This window comes from Dolichospermum sp. UHCC 0406, from assembly GCF_009712025.1.
GTDB classification, from domain to species: domain Bacteria; phylum Cyanobacteriota; class Cyanobacteriia; order Cyanobacteriales; family Nostocaceae; genus Dolichospermum; species Dolichospermum lemmermannii.
The window spans coordinates 423,711-443,350 of sequence record NZ_VILA01000014.1 but is presented as its reverse complement, the minus strand read 5'-3'; the positions used below and the strand labels follow the sequence as shown (position 1 = coordinate 443,350).

Below are 19,640 nucleotides of genomic sequence, written 5' to 3'. Positions count from 1 at the left end.
AGTTTTTTTTTGATTGTATTGTGGAAGACTCACAAATCAGCAAAACAAAAAAACCAAAAATGGCGACCTGGTAGCGTCAAATCGCAGTTCTGCATCAACCATCATTCCTGGTGGAGATGTCAGTATTAACCCGAAACATCTCTCTTTCCTAACTGGAGTCACCGGCAATATCACCAAAGGCAACCGAAAAAACAGTGATCAAAGGGTGGAGATGTCACAAACCAGGCAACCATCCGCTAAAACTGTAAATTAAAGGGGAAAGAGTGGATGAACAACGGAAAAGTGAGAATCTATGACTTATCAAAAGAATTGAATTTGGATAATAAAGAGCTACTAGCAATTTGCGACCAGCTCGATATTGCGGTTAAAAGCCATAGCAGTACGATTTCCGAAGCGGAAGCTGAACAAATTCGTAGCGCAGCCGAAAAAGTCGCTGCTACGAATTTAGCCTCAAAAAAGGAACAAAGTACAAATGGCCATAAACCAAATTCATCTCAAAACCGTACCAACGCCCATCACAAACAGCAAATTCTAGAAATTCGCAAACCGAAAATATTGATAAACACTACCACCAACTCAACCGATATCTCAGTTGCTACTGACGCTACTGATGCTAATCCTCCGGCACCTCCAAGGCCTTTTGCTACACCAGTTTCATCTATGAATATAAAGCCGGCGGCACCAACTCGACCAGTACCCCGGAATCAATCTGAGACTCCACTTAAACCTAATCCTACCCAACCAGAACAGGTATCTAATCCTGAATCGGTTACAGAAAAGGTGAGAGCGGAAAAATCAGAGAAAATATCTACTCCCAGAGCCAAACCAGAGAAACCGCAAAAACCCCAGTTGGTTTCTCCTCCTGCTAGAGTAGATGGCGCAAAAGCGGCAGAAACACCAGTTTTAGCAACATCAGAAAAACCTCTTCTCAAACGCGATCGCTCACAGCCTGTTGAAGAAGATCCTCAGCCAGTGAGAAGTAAGGTTAATAGACCTTCATCTGATCAAGGTTCACCATCTGCACCACCTAGACCTAGTCGGGCTAATTCAGGAGCGCCGACAAGACCAGAACAACGCAGTGGTAGACCATCCGTTGGCGGTGATATCCAACGCCCTAGACCTGCCCGTCCCAGTGAACCAGCAGCCATTCCCACGGCGACTCCACCCAGACATCATGCAGGTGGCGCGAAAAAAGAAGGATTGGATGAAATACCAGTAGCACCCGATCTTTTGGATTTAAAACGCCCTACACCCCCTCGTTTGAACAAGGGTGGGAAAAAATGGCAAGAAGAAGAAATCATTGACGAAATCAAAGAAAAAGCGAAGGTTGGACCCAAAGGCAAACGGGTCAAACAAATCGTAGAAGATGATTTAGATGAAGATGATTTAGATGAAGACGGTCTAGAAAATTCCGCAGCCACTCAAGTTAGTCTCTCCATTGCCCGTCCTCCCAAACCCAAAGGGACTCGCTCCGGTATGCCAACTGTAGCGGTTGTGGCTGCTCCTACCACTAGAGGTAAAAAATCTAGTTCTTCCCGTGACCACAACAATCGTCGCCAAGAAAATGTAGAGCAAAAACCAGATCGTCCAGCCACACTAGATGTTACTGGTCCATTAACAGTCCAGGAGTTGGCTGAGTCCCTCGTAATTGCCGATACAGAGATTGTCAAAATCCTGTTTATGAAGGGCATGGCTGTTAGCATCACCCAAAATCTGGATATTCCGACGATTACCCTAGTCGCCAAAGAACTAGAAGTAGAAGTCCAAATTGTCGAACGAGAAGCTGAAGCCCGGAAAGTCACGGAAATGATTGACGTGGCTGATTTGGCTCACCTCATTCGTCGTCCCCCAGTTGTCACCATCATGGGTCACGTAGACCACGGTAAAACCACTCTCCTCGACTCTATTCGCAAAACCAAAGTTGCGTCTGGGGAAGCGGGCGGTATTACCCAGCATATCGGCGCATATCATGTTGATATCGTCCATGAAGGTAAACCACAGCAGATTGTTTTCCTCGATACTCCTGGTCACGAAGCTTTCACAGCGATGCGTGCTAGAGGAGCTAGGGTGACAGATATTGCCGTGCTAGTCGTAGCTGCTGATGACGGTGTTCGTCCCCAAACAATTGAAGCTATTAGCCACGCTAAAGCTGCAAACGTTCCCATTGTCGTTGCTATCAACAAGATTGATAAAGAAGGCGCACAGCCAGAACGGGTTAAACAGGAACTTACCAATTATGGTCTCACCGCTGAAGATTGGGGTGGTGAAACAATCATGGTTCCCGTTAGTGCTATTAAGGGCGAAAACCTCGACACCCTCCTAGAAATGATTATGTTGGTGTCGGAAGTAGCCGAACTATCCGCTAATCCAGATCGGGTCGCAAAAGGAACAGTCATTGAGGCTCATTTGGATAAGGCGAAAGGTGCCGTTGCTACCTTGCTGATTCAAAACGGTACTCTCCACGTTGGAGATATGCTGGTCGCTGGTTCAGCCTTCGGTAAAGTCCGGGCTATGGTAAGTGACCGAGGCAAGCGTGTAGATGTTGCTAGTCCATCCTTTGCTGTGGAAGTATTGGGTTTAAGTGATGTCCCTGCTGCTGGTGATGATTTCGAGGTCTATGAAAACGAGAAAGAAGCTCGTTCTGTAGCCAGCGATCGCGCCGACAAACAACGTCAATCCCGCTTGTTGCAAGGTCGTGTCACTCTCACTACCCTGTCAGCACAAGCACAAGAAGGCGAGTTAAAAGAACTCAACCTCATCCTCAAAGGCGACGTACAAGGTTCTGTGGAAGCCATTATCGGCTCTCTGCGCCAAATTCCGCAAAACGAAGTCCAAATTCGGATGCTCCTAGCTACCGCTGGAGAAATCACCGAAACAGACATAGACTTAGCTGCTGCCAGTAACGCTGTGATCATTGGTTTCAACACCACCTACGCCAGTGGAGCTAGACAGGCTGCGGATGAAGCAGGTGTAGATGTTCGAGAATATAACATCATCTACAAACTCTTGGAAGATATCCAAGGTGCTTTAGAAGGTCTACTCGAACCAGAGTTGGTGGAAGAACCCTTGGGACAAACAGAAGTCCGTGCTGTCTTCCCAGTTGGTCGTGGTGCTGTTGCCGGTTGTTATGTTCAATCTGGTAAGCTCGTTCGCAACTGTAAGGTGCGCGTCCGTCGCTATAACAAGGTAGTTTACGAAGGTGTTCTCGATTCCCTCAAACGGATGAAAGAAGATGCCCGTGAAGTCAACGCAGGTTATGAATGTGGTATCGGCATTGATAAGTTCCATGACTGGGTGGAAAATGATATCATTGAATCCTACCAATTGGTAACTAAACGTCGGACTCTGACTATGACTAAGTAGTGACGTGCATCCAGCGTTGAGTGCTGAGTTAATGAGTGTTGAATTGAGACTGTTCCGAGTTCAACACTCAAATAATGTAAACTCAGCACTCCGTTTAAAAGGAGTCAGGAGTCAGGAGTCAGGAGTCAGGAGTCAGGAGTCAGAAGAAGAATGAAGAAGAAGGAAGGAATGAAAAAGAAGAAGGAAAAAGAAGAAGGAAGAAGTAAAAACCTGTTCTAGTCCGAGTTTTATTATCAATTCATGTCTTGCCCCCTTGGGTTGCTATAAATTTTAAAAAAATTCTCTGTTTAATTAAAAACAAGTTGTTTTAGAAATTTCTTGCATAAAATTCCGCATTTAGTGATGAATGAGACAGAATTTTCAGGTGTAAAACCATTATCTTGAAAGAAGATTAAACAAAAATCTTCAATTTTAGGCTTGGGTGAGATTTAGGTCTTCCCCTTGTGTGTGAAATCAATTATCAATCTGAAATCTAAAATCCCAAATTGTCTAATTCTGGAAGTGAAAAATAAGGAATGAGGAATTATGGCTCAATTTCCAACTTCTAGCGATTACGCGCATACTACTGACAGCAAAGTCTCTGTCAACGGTGAGCGTAAAGATCACCAATTATCTGCTAATACTCAATTTTGGCATAACCTAAAATACGTGATTTCTGCTAGTTCCGGTTTTCAAAGATGGCAATTAGAATGTAACGCCAAATTACAAAGTTTACGTCTAGATCAACAAGTACAAATGTATTTACGAGAGACTTTAGAAACTTTAGCTTAACCGACAGAAGCCCCACGTCTGACCCGATAGGGCAGCGGGGTATGAATGGCGCGTGAATTGACGACGGTTTTCCGACCAACGCGACAGCAAGGAAGGAAAACATGGAGACAATTCACAAAATTTGTGTTATGAATTGAATATCTCGGCAAGGCGAGAGAATAGCGATAACCAAGCTAGATACATGATCATTTTTGTTGATTAACCTTGATTTTGCCTTTGGAACGAGGGGTCAGCCTATCGCCTTAACATCAGTCTTGTTGTTCTCGAAGAGCAAAAAGCTGTTAACTGGGTAGGAAGCCTATACTTGCCCGCAAGGGAAGTGTAGGTAGTTCACCTTATTAACCCTTTGACCGAAAAGACGGGACACAAGCCCCGTCCTTCCAGGACGGCTTTATGCTAAAATTTGGTCATAGTCGCCATAGGGCATTGGGAGACTTTAAACGGACATGGAGGGACGATAAGACCACTTGTGGCGGGTTCTGGCGAAGTGTCAAGTGTTTCCCCGCACCTTCAGGTCGGTGAGTATGTCAAAAATATTTACTCCTTGCTTTCAGCAGGGAAGTTGAGGAGAAGATTTCTTATCCTCAATTTTTATGTAGGAGCAATACCTTGTCTATTTGTTGGGTTTCCTTGCGTCAACCCAACCTTGTATCTTAGAGGTATGTTAGAGGATAAAAGTTACTGAACTGTTAAGTTACTTTGTTTTTTTTAATCACAATTTTAGCGGAATAAGTGATAATGATCCGGTATAGTTTGTCATGGGTTTTACAGATGTACATCTGTTACCTTACATTCTTGTGAAAGTACCATCATTAAACACATTATTCACTAAAAAAATGAAAAATCAGGGTTTTCATATTTCTCGTTTATCTTTACAAACCAGCCTGACAGCTTTGTTATTAGTTGCTGGTAGTTCTACCCTCATACTCAGTCAACTTAAAGCTGGCGCTGCTCCAACTTTAACAGCCCAAGTGCCAGCCAATGGCACTGTCATTTACGTTAACTCTGCCACTGGAAAAGATACTGCCGCTAATGGAACTATAGCAGCCCCCTATAAAACCATCACCTTTGCCCTTTCTAAAGCTACAGCCGGGACAGTTGTTCAGGTTGCCCCTGGGAACTATAGTAAAGATAGTGGTGAAACATTCCCTCTTGTCCTCAATTCTGGAGTGACGCTTCAAGGTAATGAGTCTAACAAGGGTGAGGGAATCTTAATTAGCGGTGGTGGTTATTACACTAGTCGCACTTTTGCCAGACAGGATATTACACTGTTAGCGAATAATAGCACTATTATTACAGGTTTAACTTTTACCAACCCGAATTCACGGGGAACGGCTGTATGGGTAGAATCCAGTAACCCGGTGATCAAAAATAGCACATTTATTAACAGTGTCAGAGAAGGAATTTTTGTGACAGGTACGGGAAATCCCCAAATCGAAAATAACATCTTTTTGAAAAATAAGGGCAATGGAATTTCTGTAACTAAATCTGCCCAAGGTGTGATTCGTGGCAATTTATTTCAGGATACTGGTTTTGGTGTAGCAATTGGTGGTAGTTCTACACCTTTATTAGAAAGTAACAACATTACCCAAAACACAGACGGTCTTTTTATCTCGGAAACTGCCAAACCTATCCTCCGTAAAAATTCCATTCGCGGTAATAAACGGGATGGTATTGTCGCTACTATTAGTGCAGTTCCTGACCTGGGTACAAGTGAAAATCCTGGTGGCAATCTCATCCGTGATAATGCTCGCTATGATTTGAACAATGCTACTAAAGCTAGCAAAATTGTCGCTATTGGTAACGATATTAACGAGAAGCGGATTTTTGGTGCTGTTGATTTTGTCGCGGCTAAAGTGACTACACCTCCCGATAACAATACTGGAAATACTGGAAATACTGCTTTTAAAGATGTGCAAACAGGTTACTGGGCAAAAGCTTACATTGAAGCTTTAGCTGCCAAAAATATTATCGCTGGTTTTCCAGATGGTAGTTTTAAACCCAATGAACCTGTAACTCGCGCTCAATTTGCTGCTATCATAAATAAGGCTTTTAAACCTTCAGCAACACGCCAAGGAATTGCTTTTAAAGATGTTAAAAGCAATTATTGGGCTTATAGCGCCATTCAAACTGCTTCTAGTAGTCCGTTTCTATCTGGTTATCCCGATTTAACTTTTAAGCCAGAACAACAAATTCCTAGAGTGCAAGCCTTGGTAGCTTTAGCTAATGGTTTGGGTTTAACTGCGAATGGTCAGACTGTGATTAACTTCTATACTGATGCTAGTCAAATTCCCAGTTATGCAGTTGGTCCAGTAGCAGCAGCAACTTCACGGCAATTAGTTATTAATTATCCCACTGTTAAAGAGCTTGCACCTAAGCGTCAAGCAACTAGAGCGGAAATTGCGGCTTTTGTATATCAAGCCTTGGTTAATGCTGGTCGTGTTCAAGCAATTAATTCTCCATATCTGGTAACTGACAAGTAGGCAGGGGGCAGGGGAATATTTATCTTCCCAGTTGCCTCTTGTCTGTCATTTATTCCTACTGTTTTCCCATTTCCAAAGAAACACCATTAACCCAATTACTCCTAGTTGGATAGCGAAATTAGACGCTGCTTGTTCTATATCGCGTCCTGCTAGGAGTTGAAAAAAGAAAACGAATGCACCAATAAAGCCGGAAGCACCGACACCAATATAAATAAATTGCCTTAACCCCCGATAGGGTGCGGCTGCTTCGGCTTTGAGACGTTCATATTGTTGGGGGTTGAGATTTTTTGGAGAATTTTGTTCCATCATCAATAAATTATGTTATAATGTGTGACTGTGTACGCCGATGTGGCTCAGGGGTAGAGCAACTGATTCGTAATCAGTAGGTCGTGAGTTCAAATCTCATCATCGGCTTTAAGTAATATAACAAGACAAGCAACGGGCTGAAAGGTTGTGTCGTGCTAACTCTGACTTTTTGAACAATATGGGGAAGAAGCCAGGACTATTTTAGAAATACTTTTGGATAAGTATGCAGAAAAGTGGGTTGAGGAGTTTAACATTCCCACGACTTGTCCAATCGGGAGTTTAATAATTATGGTAATGTGGTGGAAATTGCTGAACGGTTTGGGGGTGTTCAGGAATTGAGGGAGTCCGTAAATCAGTTACAAAGTTTACTTTATACTGCCTAAAATTGCAAAACTTCTTATTAAAGATAGATAATGAGGTATTGATGAACACGACAAATAATAGAAATTTACGCATAGGCTTGGAAGAAAATTTTTATCATTCTTTCAAAAGGGGCTATGAATTATACATCGAATCCAAAAATAATCAAGATGCTTGGTTACTCAAGGAATCAATAATTTGGATTCAGCATGGAATTGAAATTGGGCTGAAATTATTGCTAATTCAAACCAACGAATACTTGATTTTTGCAAATGTAAATGATGCAATTAATAAGTTTGAAAAACTTGCAAGTGTGAAACCTAATGCCACTATAATTGATGTCTTTGAAGAAGATGATTCACCACATTCCATTGGATGCGAAGACTCTTTAAAACGAGCGCGTATTATGCTAGGTTTAGAGGAATTTAAAAAAGGAGATAACAATCAAAAAACTTTAGGTGATAAAATTCTTGAGCTTAATAAATACCGAAATCGAATAACTCATTTTTCTGCACAGTTAAATACTGAAGAAATTATTCCGTTATTGGAAGAAATTATTACAGATTTTTTATACCTTCTAGAAAAAAATATCAAAGATAAAGAGTTTACTGAGAGATATATTTCAGAAATTTGCCGTATAGATTTACCTATGCGTAGCCCATTCGTAGTAACAACTAAAAATGTAAAAAATAGAATTTTAAATTTGATAAAACTATTTAATAACCAAAAAATTTCTGGTGAATTATTTTATAGAAATAATCAAGAAATATATCTGCCTAAATTTGAAAATGAAAGTTTGTTTATACAAGAATCGACTTGTGAAGGTCTAATAGAAATAGAAACATTAAGTAAAGAGAGATGGTTGATTATTATCCAGACAGGTATAATTAGCGATCAAGTTATACAATTTATTTGGGCAAAAGCAACACAGCATCACATAATTTACCGACGTGATTTTCAAGTTCAAACGTGGTTGGTGAATTTTGTTGGAGATGTTTTAATAAAAAAAATTGGTGATGAATTGAGTTCAATCGGTGTTTTCATATCCAATGAAGAGAATATAAAAAATTTAGAAAAACAAATAAAATTAAAATGATTTTCTCTGTTCTCTGTCTTCATTAAAATTAGGTTTAGATTTTTCTCTACCTAAAGTAGTTACGAAAGTTAAACAGCAGATTCAAAAAATTAAGGATGAGGCAAAACAGTTTCAAACTGAAGAACAAATTCACCGCGAAATTGCTAAGGATGAAAAAGCGAAAGGTGATGCTATTTACTGGGCAATTTATAATCTTGACCGCAAAAATCCCAATAATCAGACGGATTTTGAACATTTACCCCCAGAGCAACTGGTAACTGATATATTAGAGAAAGATCGGCGAGTTGCTGACATTATGTCTGAGATTAAAGCAATTTTGGAGCGGTGACAATGTTAGGTTTACTAGAAAAATTGAGTTGCTGGGAAGAATTAACAAGTCAATCAGCATTAGATAATGTTGATTCAGATCAAATTTTACTGATGAATGGGATTAACTGGAATATATATGAGATATTGTTACAGCGATTTGAAAATACTTCTCATTATCGGTTTAAATATTTAGAAGGTACTTTAGAAATAATGTCTCCTAGTCGTCGTCATGAGTTTGATAAAAAGCTAATTGCTTTATTATTAGAAACTTATTTTATTGAAAAGGATATTGATTTTTATCCTTTAGGTTCAACTACTTTTAGAAAGGAAGCGTCTGCTAGAGGTATTGAACCAGATGAATGTTATTGTTTTGATTCTGAAAAATCCGTTCCTGATTTGGCTATTGAAGTGGTTGTAACGAGTGGGGGAATTGATGATTTATTAATTTATCAAGGTTTGGGTGTACCGGAAGTTTGGTTTTGGCAGAATCATCAATTTTCATTATATTTTCTGCGGGGTGATAAGTATGAGAAAATATCAAAAAGTGAATTTTTACCCGATTTAGATTTAACTCTGTTGGCAAGTTTGCTTTTGTCTGGTGAAAAACCAAAAGATTTAATCTCAAAGTTCCGTGAAAACATCCGTCGGGGTAATTCATGAATTGCCCCTACAAATATACAAATAATATGATTTATGTGCTTTTGAGTCTAAAGTCTAGTACAATGATTTGCCGAATTTACAAGTAATACTAATCGGAAGAAATAAGAGTTTTAGAGATTTATTGCCTAATTACTATATTTCCAACTCCCTCAAATATCAAATTATTATCTACAATTAATCGGTTTGCTATATCTGGAAACTGTTGCTGAAGATAGTTTTTTAATAAATGACTATCACCACCAGTTATCACAATCTGACTATGAGGAAATAACCGCCACCAAGCCTCAAGAAAATCCTTTATCCCACTTAATAAAATGTAAATTACTCCACTTTGAATTGCATCTGATGTATTCATGGCAAAACGTGGTGGTAAAGATGTCATTATCCTAGTTTCTAATAATGGTAATTGTCCGGTTTTTTGTCCTAAACTGGCAAATTGTAACCCTAAACCCGGCAAAATTGCCCCACCAACCAAACATTGATGATTGTCTGCACCTGTAAAAGTCAATGCTGTACCCGCATCAATTACTAGTGCGGGAAATCCCCAAGTTATTCCCGCACCCCATACAGCTAAAGCCCGATCAATTCCTAGCGCGGGATACATTCCCCCTAATGGTACATCTTCCAAGGTAATCAGACGCAAATGGGGGTAAATTTGCCAAAGTGCGGTTTGACTGGGAACGACAGAAGCGAGAATCAGAGGGATAGGATCATCTGGGATAATGGGAAGATTGGTAGGTAGAGAAATCGCTGTCAACCAATTATCTAAGGTTGGAGATTCAGCTAATTGTTGAATAACAGATGCAGATAGATGAAATGTGTCCCCAGTTGAGTATAAGATATTATCTCTGAACAATGCCCAATGGAGGCGGGAATTACCGACCATTAATACTAAAGAAAGATGCTGTTGCTCTTTTAAGGGCAGATGATTTCTCACACTTTTAATTTTCTCAACTTAGTTATAGGTTTTTTCCTGAAAATATGGCTGGGAAATTTGTGGTAATCTATAGTGTAACTGCCGTACAGGAGTCAGGAGCAGAAATCAAAAAATTCTTTCCCTCGCGTTGCTCCCTACCTCTTCCCTTATTCTCTCAGAAAGCATTAAAATACATGAAGTAAATAGCTTTCACTTTGGTTTGCTTTAAGCAAAAATGGTATATGACTGACGTTCCCGCTGCTCGCATTCGTAATTTCTGTATTATTGCTCACATTGATCACGGGAAATCTACTCTCGCGGATCGTTTACTACAGGCGACTGGGACTGTAGAAGATCGACAGATGAAAGAGCAGTTTCTTGATAACATGGATTTGGAACGGGAGCGCGGCATTACAATTAAGCTGCAAGCTGCCCGGATGAATTATACTGCCAAGGATGGTCAGCAGTATGTTCTTAATTTAATTGATACTCCTGGACACGTAGACTTTTCCTATGAGGTGTCGCGTTCTCTAGTGGCTTGTGAAGGGGCATTATTAGTTGTGGATGCGTCCCAAGGTGTAGAGGCGCAAACTCTCGCAAATGTCTATTTAGCCCTAGAGAATAATCTAGAAATTATCCCAGTTTTAAATAAAATTGATTTACCAGGGGCAGAACCAGAACGAGTAATTGGCGAAATTGAAGAAATTATTGGTTTAGATTGCAGTGGCGCAATTTTGGCTTCAGCGAAGGAGGGAATTGGCATTGCGGAGATCTTAGAAACAATTGTCGAACGAGTTCCCCCACCTGCTGATACTGTAAATGAGAAGCTGCGGGCGTTAATTTTTGATAGTTACTATGATAGTTACCGGGGTGTAATTGTTTACTTCCGGGTCATGGATGGAACTGTGAAAAGAGGCGATCGCATCTACTTAATGGCATCTGGTAAAGAATTTATCATTGATGAATTAGGCATTCTCGTGCCAACACAAAAGCAAGTGGAAGAACTTCATGCTGGGGAAGTAGGATATTTAGGAGCATCAATTAGAGCCGTAGCTGATGCCAGAGTAGGAGATACCATTACCCTATGCAAAAACAAAGCCACTGAAGCCTTGCCTGGTTACGCAGAAGCAAATCCCATGGTATTTTGTGGGATGTTCCCCATAGACGCAGATCAGTTTGAAGACCTGCGAGAAGCTTTAGAAAAACTGGAACTCAATGATGCTGCATTAAAATATGAGCCAGAAACCTCTAGTGCTATGGGTTTTGGTTTCCGTTGCGGGTTTTTGGGATTACTGCACATGGAAATCGTCCAAGAACGTTTAGAACGCGAGTATAACCTAGATTTAATCATTACCGCACCATCGGTAGTTTACAAAGTTGTCACTAACAAAGGTGAAGAACTGTACATTGATAATCCTAGTCGCTTACCTGAACCGAATGAACGGGACAGAATCGAAGAACCCTATGTCAAAGTCGAAATGATTACTCCAGAAACCTACGTTGGTTCTTTAATGGAGTTGTCGCAAAATCGTCGGGGAGTCTTCAAAGATATGAAATATCTCACCCAAGGACGGACTACACTAACGTATGAGTTACCTTTGGCTGAAGTTGTCACCGACTTTTTTGATCAAATGAAATCTCGTTCTCGCGGTTACGCCAGTATGGAATATCATCTGATTGGCTACCGAGAAAATCCCTTGGTGAAATTGGATATTCTGATTAATGGTGATCCAGTGGATTCCTTAGCCATGATTGTCCACAGAGATAAAGCCTACAATGTCGGTAGAGCCATGGCGGAAAAACTCAAAGAACTAATTCCCCGTCATCAATTTAAAGTCCCCATTCAAGCTTCTATTGGCTCAAAAGTTATTGCCAGTGAAAGTATATCAGCGATGCGGAAAGATGTCTTGGCTAAATGCTATGGTGGCGACATCAGCCGGAAGAAGAAACTGTTGAAAAAGCAAGCCAAAGGTAAAAAACGGATGAAGTCTATAGGTACGGTGGATGTACCCCAGGAGGCTTTTATGGCTGTGTTGCGGTTAGATAAGAGCTAATTCCCAGATTTTTGGTTTATTGCTAAAAACTCGTCTGTATGCAATCGTGAGGGAAATTACAGGCGAGTTTATTGTGAAAATCAGGCAAAAAATGGGTAATACAGCAGATTTCGCTCTAATGAGGTACAAACTTGAATTATGAAACCCTTGTAGTGCGGGCATCTTGCCCGCTACTGTAGGTAAGCAGAGGATCTTCTCGTCACTAATTAACTAATAGCAAGATAGTTCTTCCTTATCAATTTCATGATAACATTTTTAAAATTGTTTGTCAACACAATAAAATCACTTTTTTCCCGTTGGCGTTTTTGCGTTTTTTAGCGAAACATTATGGGGTGATGATGTAAGGAAGGAGGAAGGAGGAAGCCAGGGAGAGAAGCCAGGGATATAGCTAAAGTCGGTTAAAACCGACTGGGGGGTTCAAAAATTATTGGAGATGTCTATTGAATTTACGTTTTGTCCAAACACCAATACCAAAAAGAACTGTACTACTTAATACTGGTAAAGCATCAGTTTCCCAAGGAACGGACTGAATTGTGGCATTACTTAGGGTGAGAGTTGATGGACCTGTTGAATCCCAAGTATCAACAACTCCAATACCGATGTTATAATTTCCCGCAGAAGTGAAGGTATAGCTATAAAGACTATTATCCGTTAAGGTTTGAACATTATTGTTAATCGTTACAAAAGCTTGATCTGTATCTGCACTTGTGAAATTCCAGTTGAAGCTAAACACATCTCCAGCATTGATGTTAGTAAAGGTACTTTTAATGGCTGAACCATATTGATTGTCTGGAATAGCAGTTGCAAAATTGGTCGCATTGATACCCAAAAATTGCTCTAAACTACCAGCACCACCACCAGTATCAACGGTATTTGTTGTACCTGATTGAATAACTGTGTTGTTACTACTAACATCTCCAATGGAGCTAAAGGTGTTTAAATTAACTAAGTTAATAGAGTAAGCAGGAGTACTACTTGCACACCTATAGCATAGCCAGATGTATCATAATTGCCCACTAATGTGGGTGCAAATACTCCCTGATAGGTGTTGAGGGTGTCTGCATGAAAAACAATCTCCGACAAATAATGTAGAGACGTTCCATGGAACGTCTTTAAATCTGTAACGGGAATATTAACCTCTAACTCCCAATTTCCCCCTAATGCTGCATTTCCCGTTTTTGTTGCTGACGCACTAATGGTTGCGTTAGTAATCTCATGTAACTTTCTAATAAATTCTTCCCCAGCATCCCCCGCAGCGACGTTACAACCATAGAGTAAAATGTTCTCGCTTTGCCAATGCTGCAACAATTCAGCATATTTACTGATATTTTCTAAATTCAGTTGACTATTTCCTAAATACAAACATCCTGGAGAACCGTGGGAAAGGATGTGAATAGTGGTTATTTGAGTATGCTGTCGTAAAAATTCCGTAATTTCCTCAATTCCGTTTTGATTTGGGGAAAGAATAACCGTTTTTACTCCTGCTATAACTCCTGTCTGTAGGGTTTGGTAGTCGGAAACAGAAGAATCAATAAAGACAACAGTTGTCGCAGTTTGACTGAGAAAAGAATTGTTTAACATATTTTTTATTTCCGCACCTGATAACGAAGTGTAGTTTCCTATTGCATTAAGTAAGGGTTTAGCAATGCTCATTGGTGTCAACTTAACGTAAATTGATGTCCCTTCAAGCCAGCCAGGGAATAAATTCCCTGTCTAAAAGCTAAAGTCGGTTAAAACCGACTATTTCAGCATAAATAGGATAATTTTTGATTTTGAGTTAACCAGAGTGCGTTTTAACGCACTTGAGCTTTTAGACCGGAACTTAAGTTCCGGGCGGGAATGTTGCAGCCAAACAAACAAGCTACTTGTACTGAGCTTACCAAAGTATCCCTCGCCTAATTTGACACCAATAAAGCTCTTGCTTTACCCCTATCAAATCTTTACCAATTCTAATCTAGATATGCTTAAACAGCAATGATATACTCATAGATTTTACTTGTATATTGATCTTACACAAATATTACTAACAGGATTTTAAGAGAGCGATTCCTAGGTCGCGCTTTGCTATCGCTACATTCCGTCACTAACTACTATACTGTACTCTCTCGCAAATAAGCCGCGAGCAGTATTCCTAAGAGTTTTCGAGAATTTTTAATTTCTAATGCCCTTTTCCCTGCTATAAATATAGTTTTTATATATTTTAATTTTTTGTCAATCATCGGGGAGTCAAGTCAATGAAGATATTAGTGCTGAGTTGGGAATTTCCACCGAGGATAGTTGGGGGAATTGCTCGTCACGTTGCTGAGTTGTACCCGGAACTAATAAAGTTAGGCCATGACATCCACCTAATTACGCCAGAATTTGGTCCAGCATCCTTGTATGAAGTCGTGGAAGGCATTCATATCCACCGTGTCCCAGTAGCTCCTAGTAACGATTTTTTCCACTGGGTGGTGAACTTAAATGAGAGTATGGGAGAACATGGCGGCAGGTTATTAAGGGAAAAAGGTCCATTTGATCTGATTCATGCCCATGATTGGTTAGTTGGGGATGCAGCGATCGCTCTCAAGCATACCTTTAAAATTCCCCTAATTGCCACAATTCACGCCACAGAACATGGACGCTATAACGGTATTCACAATGATACCCAAAACTATATTCATGATAAAGAATATACACTAGCTGATAATGCTTGGCGGGTCATCGTTTGTAGTGAATATATGCGTCGGGAAATGATCGGAACACTATATATTCCTAGTGATAAAATTGACGTAATTTATAACGGTATTCGCGCAGAAAAGAAAATACATCACAAAGATTTTCATGCTCAAGATTTTCGGCGACGATTTGCCGCAGATGATGAAAAAATTGTCTATTATCTTGGTCGCATGACCTATGAAAAAGGCGTACCTATATTACTTAATGCCGCTCCCAAGGTGCTGTGGGAAATGGGAAATAATGTTAAATTTGTCATAATTGGTGGTGGTAATACTGACCATCTTAAACGTCAAGCTTGGGATTTGGGAATTTGGCACAAGTGTTACTTTACTGGATTCCTGGCTGATGAATACTTAGATAAATTTCAAACCATCGCTGACTGTGCAGTTTTTCCCAGTCTTTATGAACCCTTTGGGATAGTTGCTTTAGAAAGTTTTGCCTCCCGCGTACCAGTCATAGTTTCCGATACTGGTGGTTTTCCTGAAGTAGTTCAACATACAAAAACGGGAATTACCACCTGGGTAAACAACTCGGACTCTGTGGCTTGGGGAATATTAGAAGTGCTGAAAAACCCAGATTATTGTCAATGGTTGGTAAATAATGCTTATGCAGATTTAGAGAAAAGATTTAGCTGGCCAAAATTAGGTAAACAAACAGAAATGGTTTATGAAAGAGTAGTAGAAGAACGAGCAGAAATTGTCTGGTAAAGAGAATTAAAGATTACTCTGATTATTGTCCGTAAAAAAACAGTACAAACCCTGTACGCTAGGAATTTAGCCTTGAGAAATGCGAAAGTTAGAAATGATTGCTGTTTGCTTGACAAGATTATAATATGACAAAGGCATTCCTAAGTACATTCAGGCGTTTGCAGAATGCAAAAAACAGCTTGTTGAAGATGGTAAACCGCATTCTAGATCGTTTAACAGCCAAGTTAAAACGGTTCTTTGAGGATATCATTGCCGATAGCCAGATTCCCACCTCTGAACCAGCTTATAAACTCCCTAAATTAGCTGGACCTGTTCATAATTTAGGTGGTGGCGGTCCTGATGTTGATGACGCTATTCAGTGGATGATTAATCAAGTCAGGGGTGGTAGTAACAGCAATACTAAAGTTAATGTTTTAGTAATTCGTGCTGCTGGTAACGATGATTATAATCAGCTAATTTATAGTATGAGAGGTGTCAAATATGTAGAAACTCTCATCATTCGTAATCGTCAAGAAGCAAACCGAACCGATATTTTTGATAAAGTCAGAAATGCTGGCGTAATTTTCTTTGCTGGTGGTGATCAATGTGAATATATTCGCCACTGGAAAAACACTAAGCTGGAAGTTGCTATTAAGTCGGTTTATGATCAAGGTGGTGCTATTGGTGGTACAAGTGCCGGAGCGATGATTCAAAGTGAATATGTTTATGATTCTTGTGCTTGTGAAGATAGTATTGAAACTCATGCAGCCCTTGATGATCCCTACGGGAATATTACCTTTACCTATAACTTTTTCCAGTGGAAATATCTGCGGGGAACTATCATTGATACCCACTTTGATGAACGCAAAAGAATGGGAAGAATTATGGTTTTTATTGCTAGGCAAATTCAAGATGGTGTATCTGCAAAAGCGTTAGGGATAGCAATTAGCGAACAAACATCTTTACTAGTTGATAAATATGGTATTGCTAAAGTTACGGGTAAAGGTTCAGCGTATTTTGTATTAGGAGATCATCCCCCAGAAATTTGTGAAAAGGGAACTCCTCTCACATATTACGACTATAAAATTTGGCGAGTTCCTAGAGGTGACAGTTTCGACTTAAATAAATTACCGTCACGGGGTTATTATCTCAGAAGTGTGAAGCGCGGAAGGTTTGACTCCGATCCTTATTAATAGCATTTGTCTACACAAATTAGCCTCACTAGCCCACTCAGGTGGGCTTTATTGCTAAGGGTGCTATCTTTGTTTCGCGCAAAGACGCTAAGGATCAAAGACGCAAAGAAGGAAAATAAGGGCTTATAGAGAAGGGTGAACTAATCATAATTCGCTGACTATGCGAGGAAATTGTTCATCTGCATAAAGACGTACCACAATTTAAGCCGCCTCATTTTTTTGAATTGCTGTTTCAATTTCTTCTAGATGTGCATTTGCATAAGCCCAAGCATTCACTAAATCAGCAGCAGTTAAATGAGGATAATCATCTAAAATTTGTGCTTCACTAATTCCTAAACATATTGAGACTCAGAAAAGATCAGTAAATCTAACGTTGTTTAACAACCTTATTTTAATATCAATACTATTGCCAAAATAAGAGCCTTGATAATTTTTGGCAAAAACGGCAAAAATAATCATATATAAGCGTTTCGATGAAAAGGTAGTTTAGAATCTAAAACCCTTATCCTACCGTCAATACATTTAAAAAATCCTTGTCGGAAACCTTTAAGGAATTTTTAGGGGTGATTGTTTTTGCCAAGCAAGAGCGAGGAACGGGAGTTCATGGTTAAAGCATTATCATCTCACCCTCGTAATTTGACTAAGGTATTGAATATAGATTGATTTTAAAGACTTCTTAAAGACTTTTTAAAGACTTCTTAAAGACTTTTTAAAGACTATTTTAAGACTATTTTAAGCACTCCTCAAGAGATAGACCCAAAAAATGAGGGTCTGTTGGTAATGTTCACCTATGTTCCCTTTGGAATTTAATTAAGGTATCCCTATGAAACGTATTTCTTTAATCTCTGCTCTTTTAGTAAGCGGTTCTTTCTTATTCGCACCTGTGGCCAAGGCTGAACAAACCTTGAATCTAGACTTCACTGGTGTTGCTCAGGCTAACTGCTTGTTCACCAACATCGAATCAGGTCTAATTGTTGCTAAGGGTGTAGATATTGGAACCATTGGTTCTAATAGCAACGCGGCACTAGCTGCTGTTGCTGGTGTTACTCCCCAAAAAGCGGGTTTTACTGCTGAGTGTAACTCCCAGACGGCCTTCTTTGTAGATACACCTGTTGCTGCTGCTTCTAACCCTGCTTTTCAAGCAGTTAGTACAAAATCAGTTCTAGCTGATGCTGGTGCTGGTGGTGCCACAATTGAAGCTTACACAGCATCGCCTGCTGGTGGTTCTGTAACAAGTGACCAATTCCTTCCCGTTGCCGCCGCTGCATCTACAGACATGACGGTTGATATGAATGTTCAATCTGCTTCTGGTGTTCCTGTAGGTATCTACAAATATACAATTCTAGTAAGCGCTGTTCCTCAATAGTGATATTGGAGTTGATTTCCAGCATCAGAAATAGGTAACAGATATCTACTGAAAATTAACTGTGCGTTATCCGAAAGCCAGATAGAGATGCTCCATAGAACGTCTCTATCTGGTTAAAAATGCTTATTTAAGAGATTTTAGAAATCCCTGATCCGATATCTTAAAAAGATGTCGCCGTGCTTAAATATATTTGTCAATTATACTTGGCACGGTCTTCGTACTGCTGAAATGATAAAAGACCATCTGAGAGGATGTTTGAAAAGTGGTATTCCGTAATTTTCATCACATTGCTACCCCCCTTTCCCCTTGTAAAGGGGGGAAACAATAAAAATCCAGTTCCCTCCCCTTTACAAGGGGAGGGTTAGGGTGGGGTAAAAAATATTTGATACATCAACCATAACTTTTCAAACACCCTCTGATTTAAATAATAAGACTATGTTTACTATTCAACCTTCCTACTTGCAAAGTCTCCTAAATGTTGGTATCCGTGTCCTGGCTTGGGGAAGTTTTATCGGAGTTCCTCTAGTGCTATCTGGACAAGCTGCTCAAGCACAATCCTTAAATTTGATTCCTGGTATTGTGGAACTGGAGACCGAACGTGGTCAGGGAAAAGGTGTATTTACCATCAGAAATGTTAGCACCACTTCCCCTGTGCGCGCTCGACTCTATGCCGAACCCTTTTCCTATACGGATTTAGGATTACGTCCAGAACCTAACAGCAAAGCCGACCTGACACCCTATCTGGTGTTTTCTCCTCGTGAGTTAACACTTAATCCAGGACAATCCAGACAGGTGCGACTTGTGACTCGTATTCCCGAAAAGATAACTGATAAAGAGTATCGGGCAGTTGTGTATGTTGAATCCTTGACTGAGTCCCCTACTAATCCCAATGTACCTAAGAATGTCGCGGTTTCCCAAATGGGACTTGTTACTAGAATTGGGGCAACGGTTTATGCTCGTCAAGGTAAGGTTGCTCCTAGTCTAAAGGTTATGGGGGCTAACTATGATCCTAAACAAAGACAAATATTGCTGAATGTAGAAAATACTGGTAACGGCTCGACTCGTCCCCATATTGAATGGACACTGAAACAGGGAGATAAGGAAGTTGTGAGCCGAGTCAATGGACCTGCTTCAATAGTATCGGAAAGTAGTCGTAAATTCCCGATTAATTATCCAGCCAAGAATGAAAAACCTTTGTCGGCTGGTACTTATAATCTGTCTGGAAAACTTGTTTGGGTAAATAAAGGTTGGGCGCTAAATTCCGAGACCAATCAAAATGTTGTTCCTTTTAATTTTTCCTTGACGGTACCTGGTAAATAATCCCTGGGGTGTAAATTCAAAATGGGCGGTTAGAAACTGCGT

The 19,640-nt window shown here is 40.1% G+C and carries 15 protein-coding genes, 1 tRNA gene and 2 pseudogenes; 13 read left to right on the top strand and 5 right to left on the bottom strand.

Annotated features, from left to right (window positions below):
* The first annotated feature begins 267 nt into the window (after nt 1–267).
* From infB to FJR09_RS13175, 4 genes are all read left to right on the top strand, one after another.
* A complete protein-coding gene (gene infB, locus FJR09_RS13185) occupies nt 268–3,363 on the top strand; it encodes a translation initiation factor IF-2 (RefSeq protein ID WP_015083450.1) in 3,096 nt (1,031 codons plus the stop codon).
* A gap of 31 nt (nt 3,364–3,394) precedes the next feature.
* Complete coding sequence (locus FJR09_RS25870) at nt 3,395–3,517, top strand: hypothetical protein (protein WP_256370253.1); 123 nt, start codon at nt 3,395–3,397, stop codon at nt 3,515–3,517.
* A gap of 371 nt (nt 3,518–3,888) precedes the next feature.
* The gene (locus FJR09_RS13180; protein ID WP_168653865.1) at nt 3,889–4,134 is read left to right on the top strand and encodes a hypothetical protein; all 246 of its coding nucleotides are present in this window, start codon (nt 3,889–3,891) and stop codon (nt 4,132–4,134) included.
* 836 nt (nt 4,135–4,970) lie between these two features.
* Entirely contained in the window at nt 4,971–6,617 is a 1,647-nt protein-coding gene (locus FJR09_RS13175) for a DUF1565 domain-containing protein (RefSeq protein ID WP_168653868.1), read from the top strand.
* Between the two features lie 45 nt (nt 6,618–6,662).
* On the opposite strand, the gene FJR09_RS13170 is transcribed toward FJR09_RS13175, so the two are convergent.
* On the bottom strand, nt 6,663–6,926 hold the full coding sequence (locus FJR09_RS13170; protein WP_015083454.1) for a DUF3493 domain-containing protein: 264 nt from the start codon (nt 6,924–6,926) through the stop codon (nt 6,663–6,665).
* Between the two features lie 33 nt (nt 6,927–6,959).
* On the opposite strand from FJR09_RS13170, the gene FJR09_RS13165 reads away from it, so the two are divergent.
* The 4 genes and pseudogenes from FJR09_RS13165 (at nt 6,960) to FJR09_RS13150 (ending at nt 9,348) form a co-directional block, all read left to right on the top strand.
* A tRNA-Thr gene (locus tag FJR09_RS13165) sits at nt 6,960–7,031 on the top strand.
* A gap of 19 nt (nt 7,032–7,050) precedes the next feature.
* A pseudogene (locus FJR09_RS26180) lies at nt 7,051–7,306 on the top strand (type I restriction-modification enzyme R subunit C-terminal domain-containing protein); the annotation flags it as partial.
* 41 nt (nt 7,307–7,347) lie between these two features.
* Nucleotides 7,348–8,379, top strand: coding sequence for a hypothetical protein (locus FJR09_RS13160; protein WP_041458592.1), 1,032 nt, complete (start codon nt 7,348–7,350; stop codon nt 8,377–8,379).
* A 330-nt stretch (nt 8,380–8,709) separates the two neighbouring features.
* Nucleotides 8,710–9,348, top strand: a complete 639-nt coding sequence (locus FJR09_RS13150; protein ID WP_015083455.1) for a Uma2 family endonuclease — start codon at nt 8,710–8,712, stop codon at nt 9,346–9,348.
* Between the two features lie 118 nt (nt 9,349–9,466).
* Here the strand turns inward: FJR09_RS13150 and FJR09_RS13145 are convergent, their stop codons facing one another.
* The gene (locus FJR09_RS13145; RefSeq protein WP_217357052.1) at nt 9,467–10,234 is read right to left on the bottom strand and encodes a pantothenate kinase; all 768 of its coding nucleotides are present in this window, start codon (nt 10,232–10,234) and stop codon (nt 9,467–9,469) included.
* 272 nt (nt 10,235–10,506) lie between these two features.
* Between FJR09_RS13145 and lepA the strand changes: the two genes are divergently transcribed.
* Complete coding sequence (lepA, locus tag FJR09_RS13140; protein ID WP_148761138.1) at nt 10,507–12,318, top strand: translation elongation factor 4; 1,812 nt, start codon at nt 10,507–10,509, stop codon at nt 12,316–12,318.
* 424 nt (nt 12,319–12,742) lie between these two features.
* Here lepA and FJR09_RS13135 read toward each other — a convergent pair whose 3' ends face one another.
* Both FJR09_RS13135 and FJR09_RS13130 read right to left on the bottom strand, forming a co-directional pair.
* Nucleotides 12,743–13,147, bottom strand: coding sequence for a hypothetical protein (locus tag FJR09_RS13135; protein ID WP_015083458.1), 405 nt, complete (start codon nt 13,145–13,147; stop codon nt 12,743–12,745).
* A gap of 116 nt (nt 13,148–13,263) precedes the next feature.
* Entirely contained in the window at nt 13,264–13,899 is a 636-nt protein-coding gene (locus FJR09_RS13130; RefSeq protein WP_015083459.1) for a DUF4347 domain-containing protein, read from the bottom strand.
* A gap of 653 nt (nt 13,900–14,552) precedes the next feature.
* On the opposite strand from FJR09_RS13130, the gene FJR09_RS13125 reads away from it, so the two are divergent.
* The gene (locus FJR09_RS13125; RefSeq protein WP_015083460.1) at nt 14,553–15,740 is read left to right on the top strand and encodes a glycosyltransferase family 4 protein; all 1,188 of its coding nucleotides are present in this window, start codon (nt 14,553–14,555) and stop codon (nt 15,738–15,740) included.
* A gap of 125 nt (nt 15,741–15,865) precedes the next feature.
* On the top strand, nt 15,866–16,912 hold the full coding sequence (locus FJR09_RS13120; protein WP_174782931.1) for a cyanophycinase: 1,047 nt from the start codon (nt 15,866–15,868) through the stop codon (nt 16,910–16,912).
* A 201-nt stretch (nt 16,913–17,113) separates the two neighbouring features.
* Here the strand turns inward: FJR09_RS13120 and FJR09_RS13115 are convergent.
* Nucleotides 17,114–17,248: pseudogene (locus tag FJR09_RS13115) on the bottom strand (DUF433 domain-containing protein); the annotation flags it as partial.
* A gap of 568 nt (nt 17,249–17,816) precedes the next feature.
* Here FJR09_RS13115 and FJR09_RS13110 point away from each other — a divergent pair.
* Together FJR09_RS13110 and FJR09_RS13105 are read left to right on the top strand one after the other, a co-directional pair.
* Nucleotides 17,817–18,278 (top strand): hypothetical protein, encoded by a 462-nt coding sequence (locus FJR09_RS13110; protein WP_168654096.1) that lies wholly within the window; start codon nt 17,817–17,819, stop codon nt 18,276–18,278.
* Between the two features lie 435 nt (nt 18,279–18,713).
* Nucleotides 18,714–19,598 (top strand): P pilus assembly protein, chaperone PapD, encoded by an 885-nt coding sequence (locus tag FJR09_RS13105; RefSeq protein ID WP_168633378.1) that lies wholly within the window; start codon nt 18,714–18,716, stop codon nt 19,596–19,598.
* The last annotated feature ends 42 nt before the right edge of the window (nt 19,599–19,640 follow it).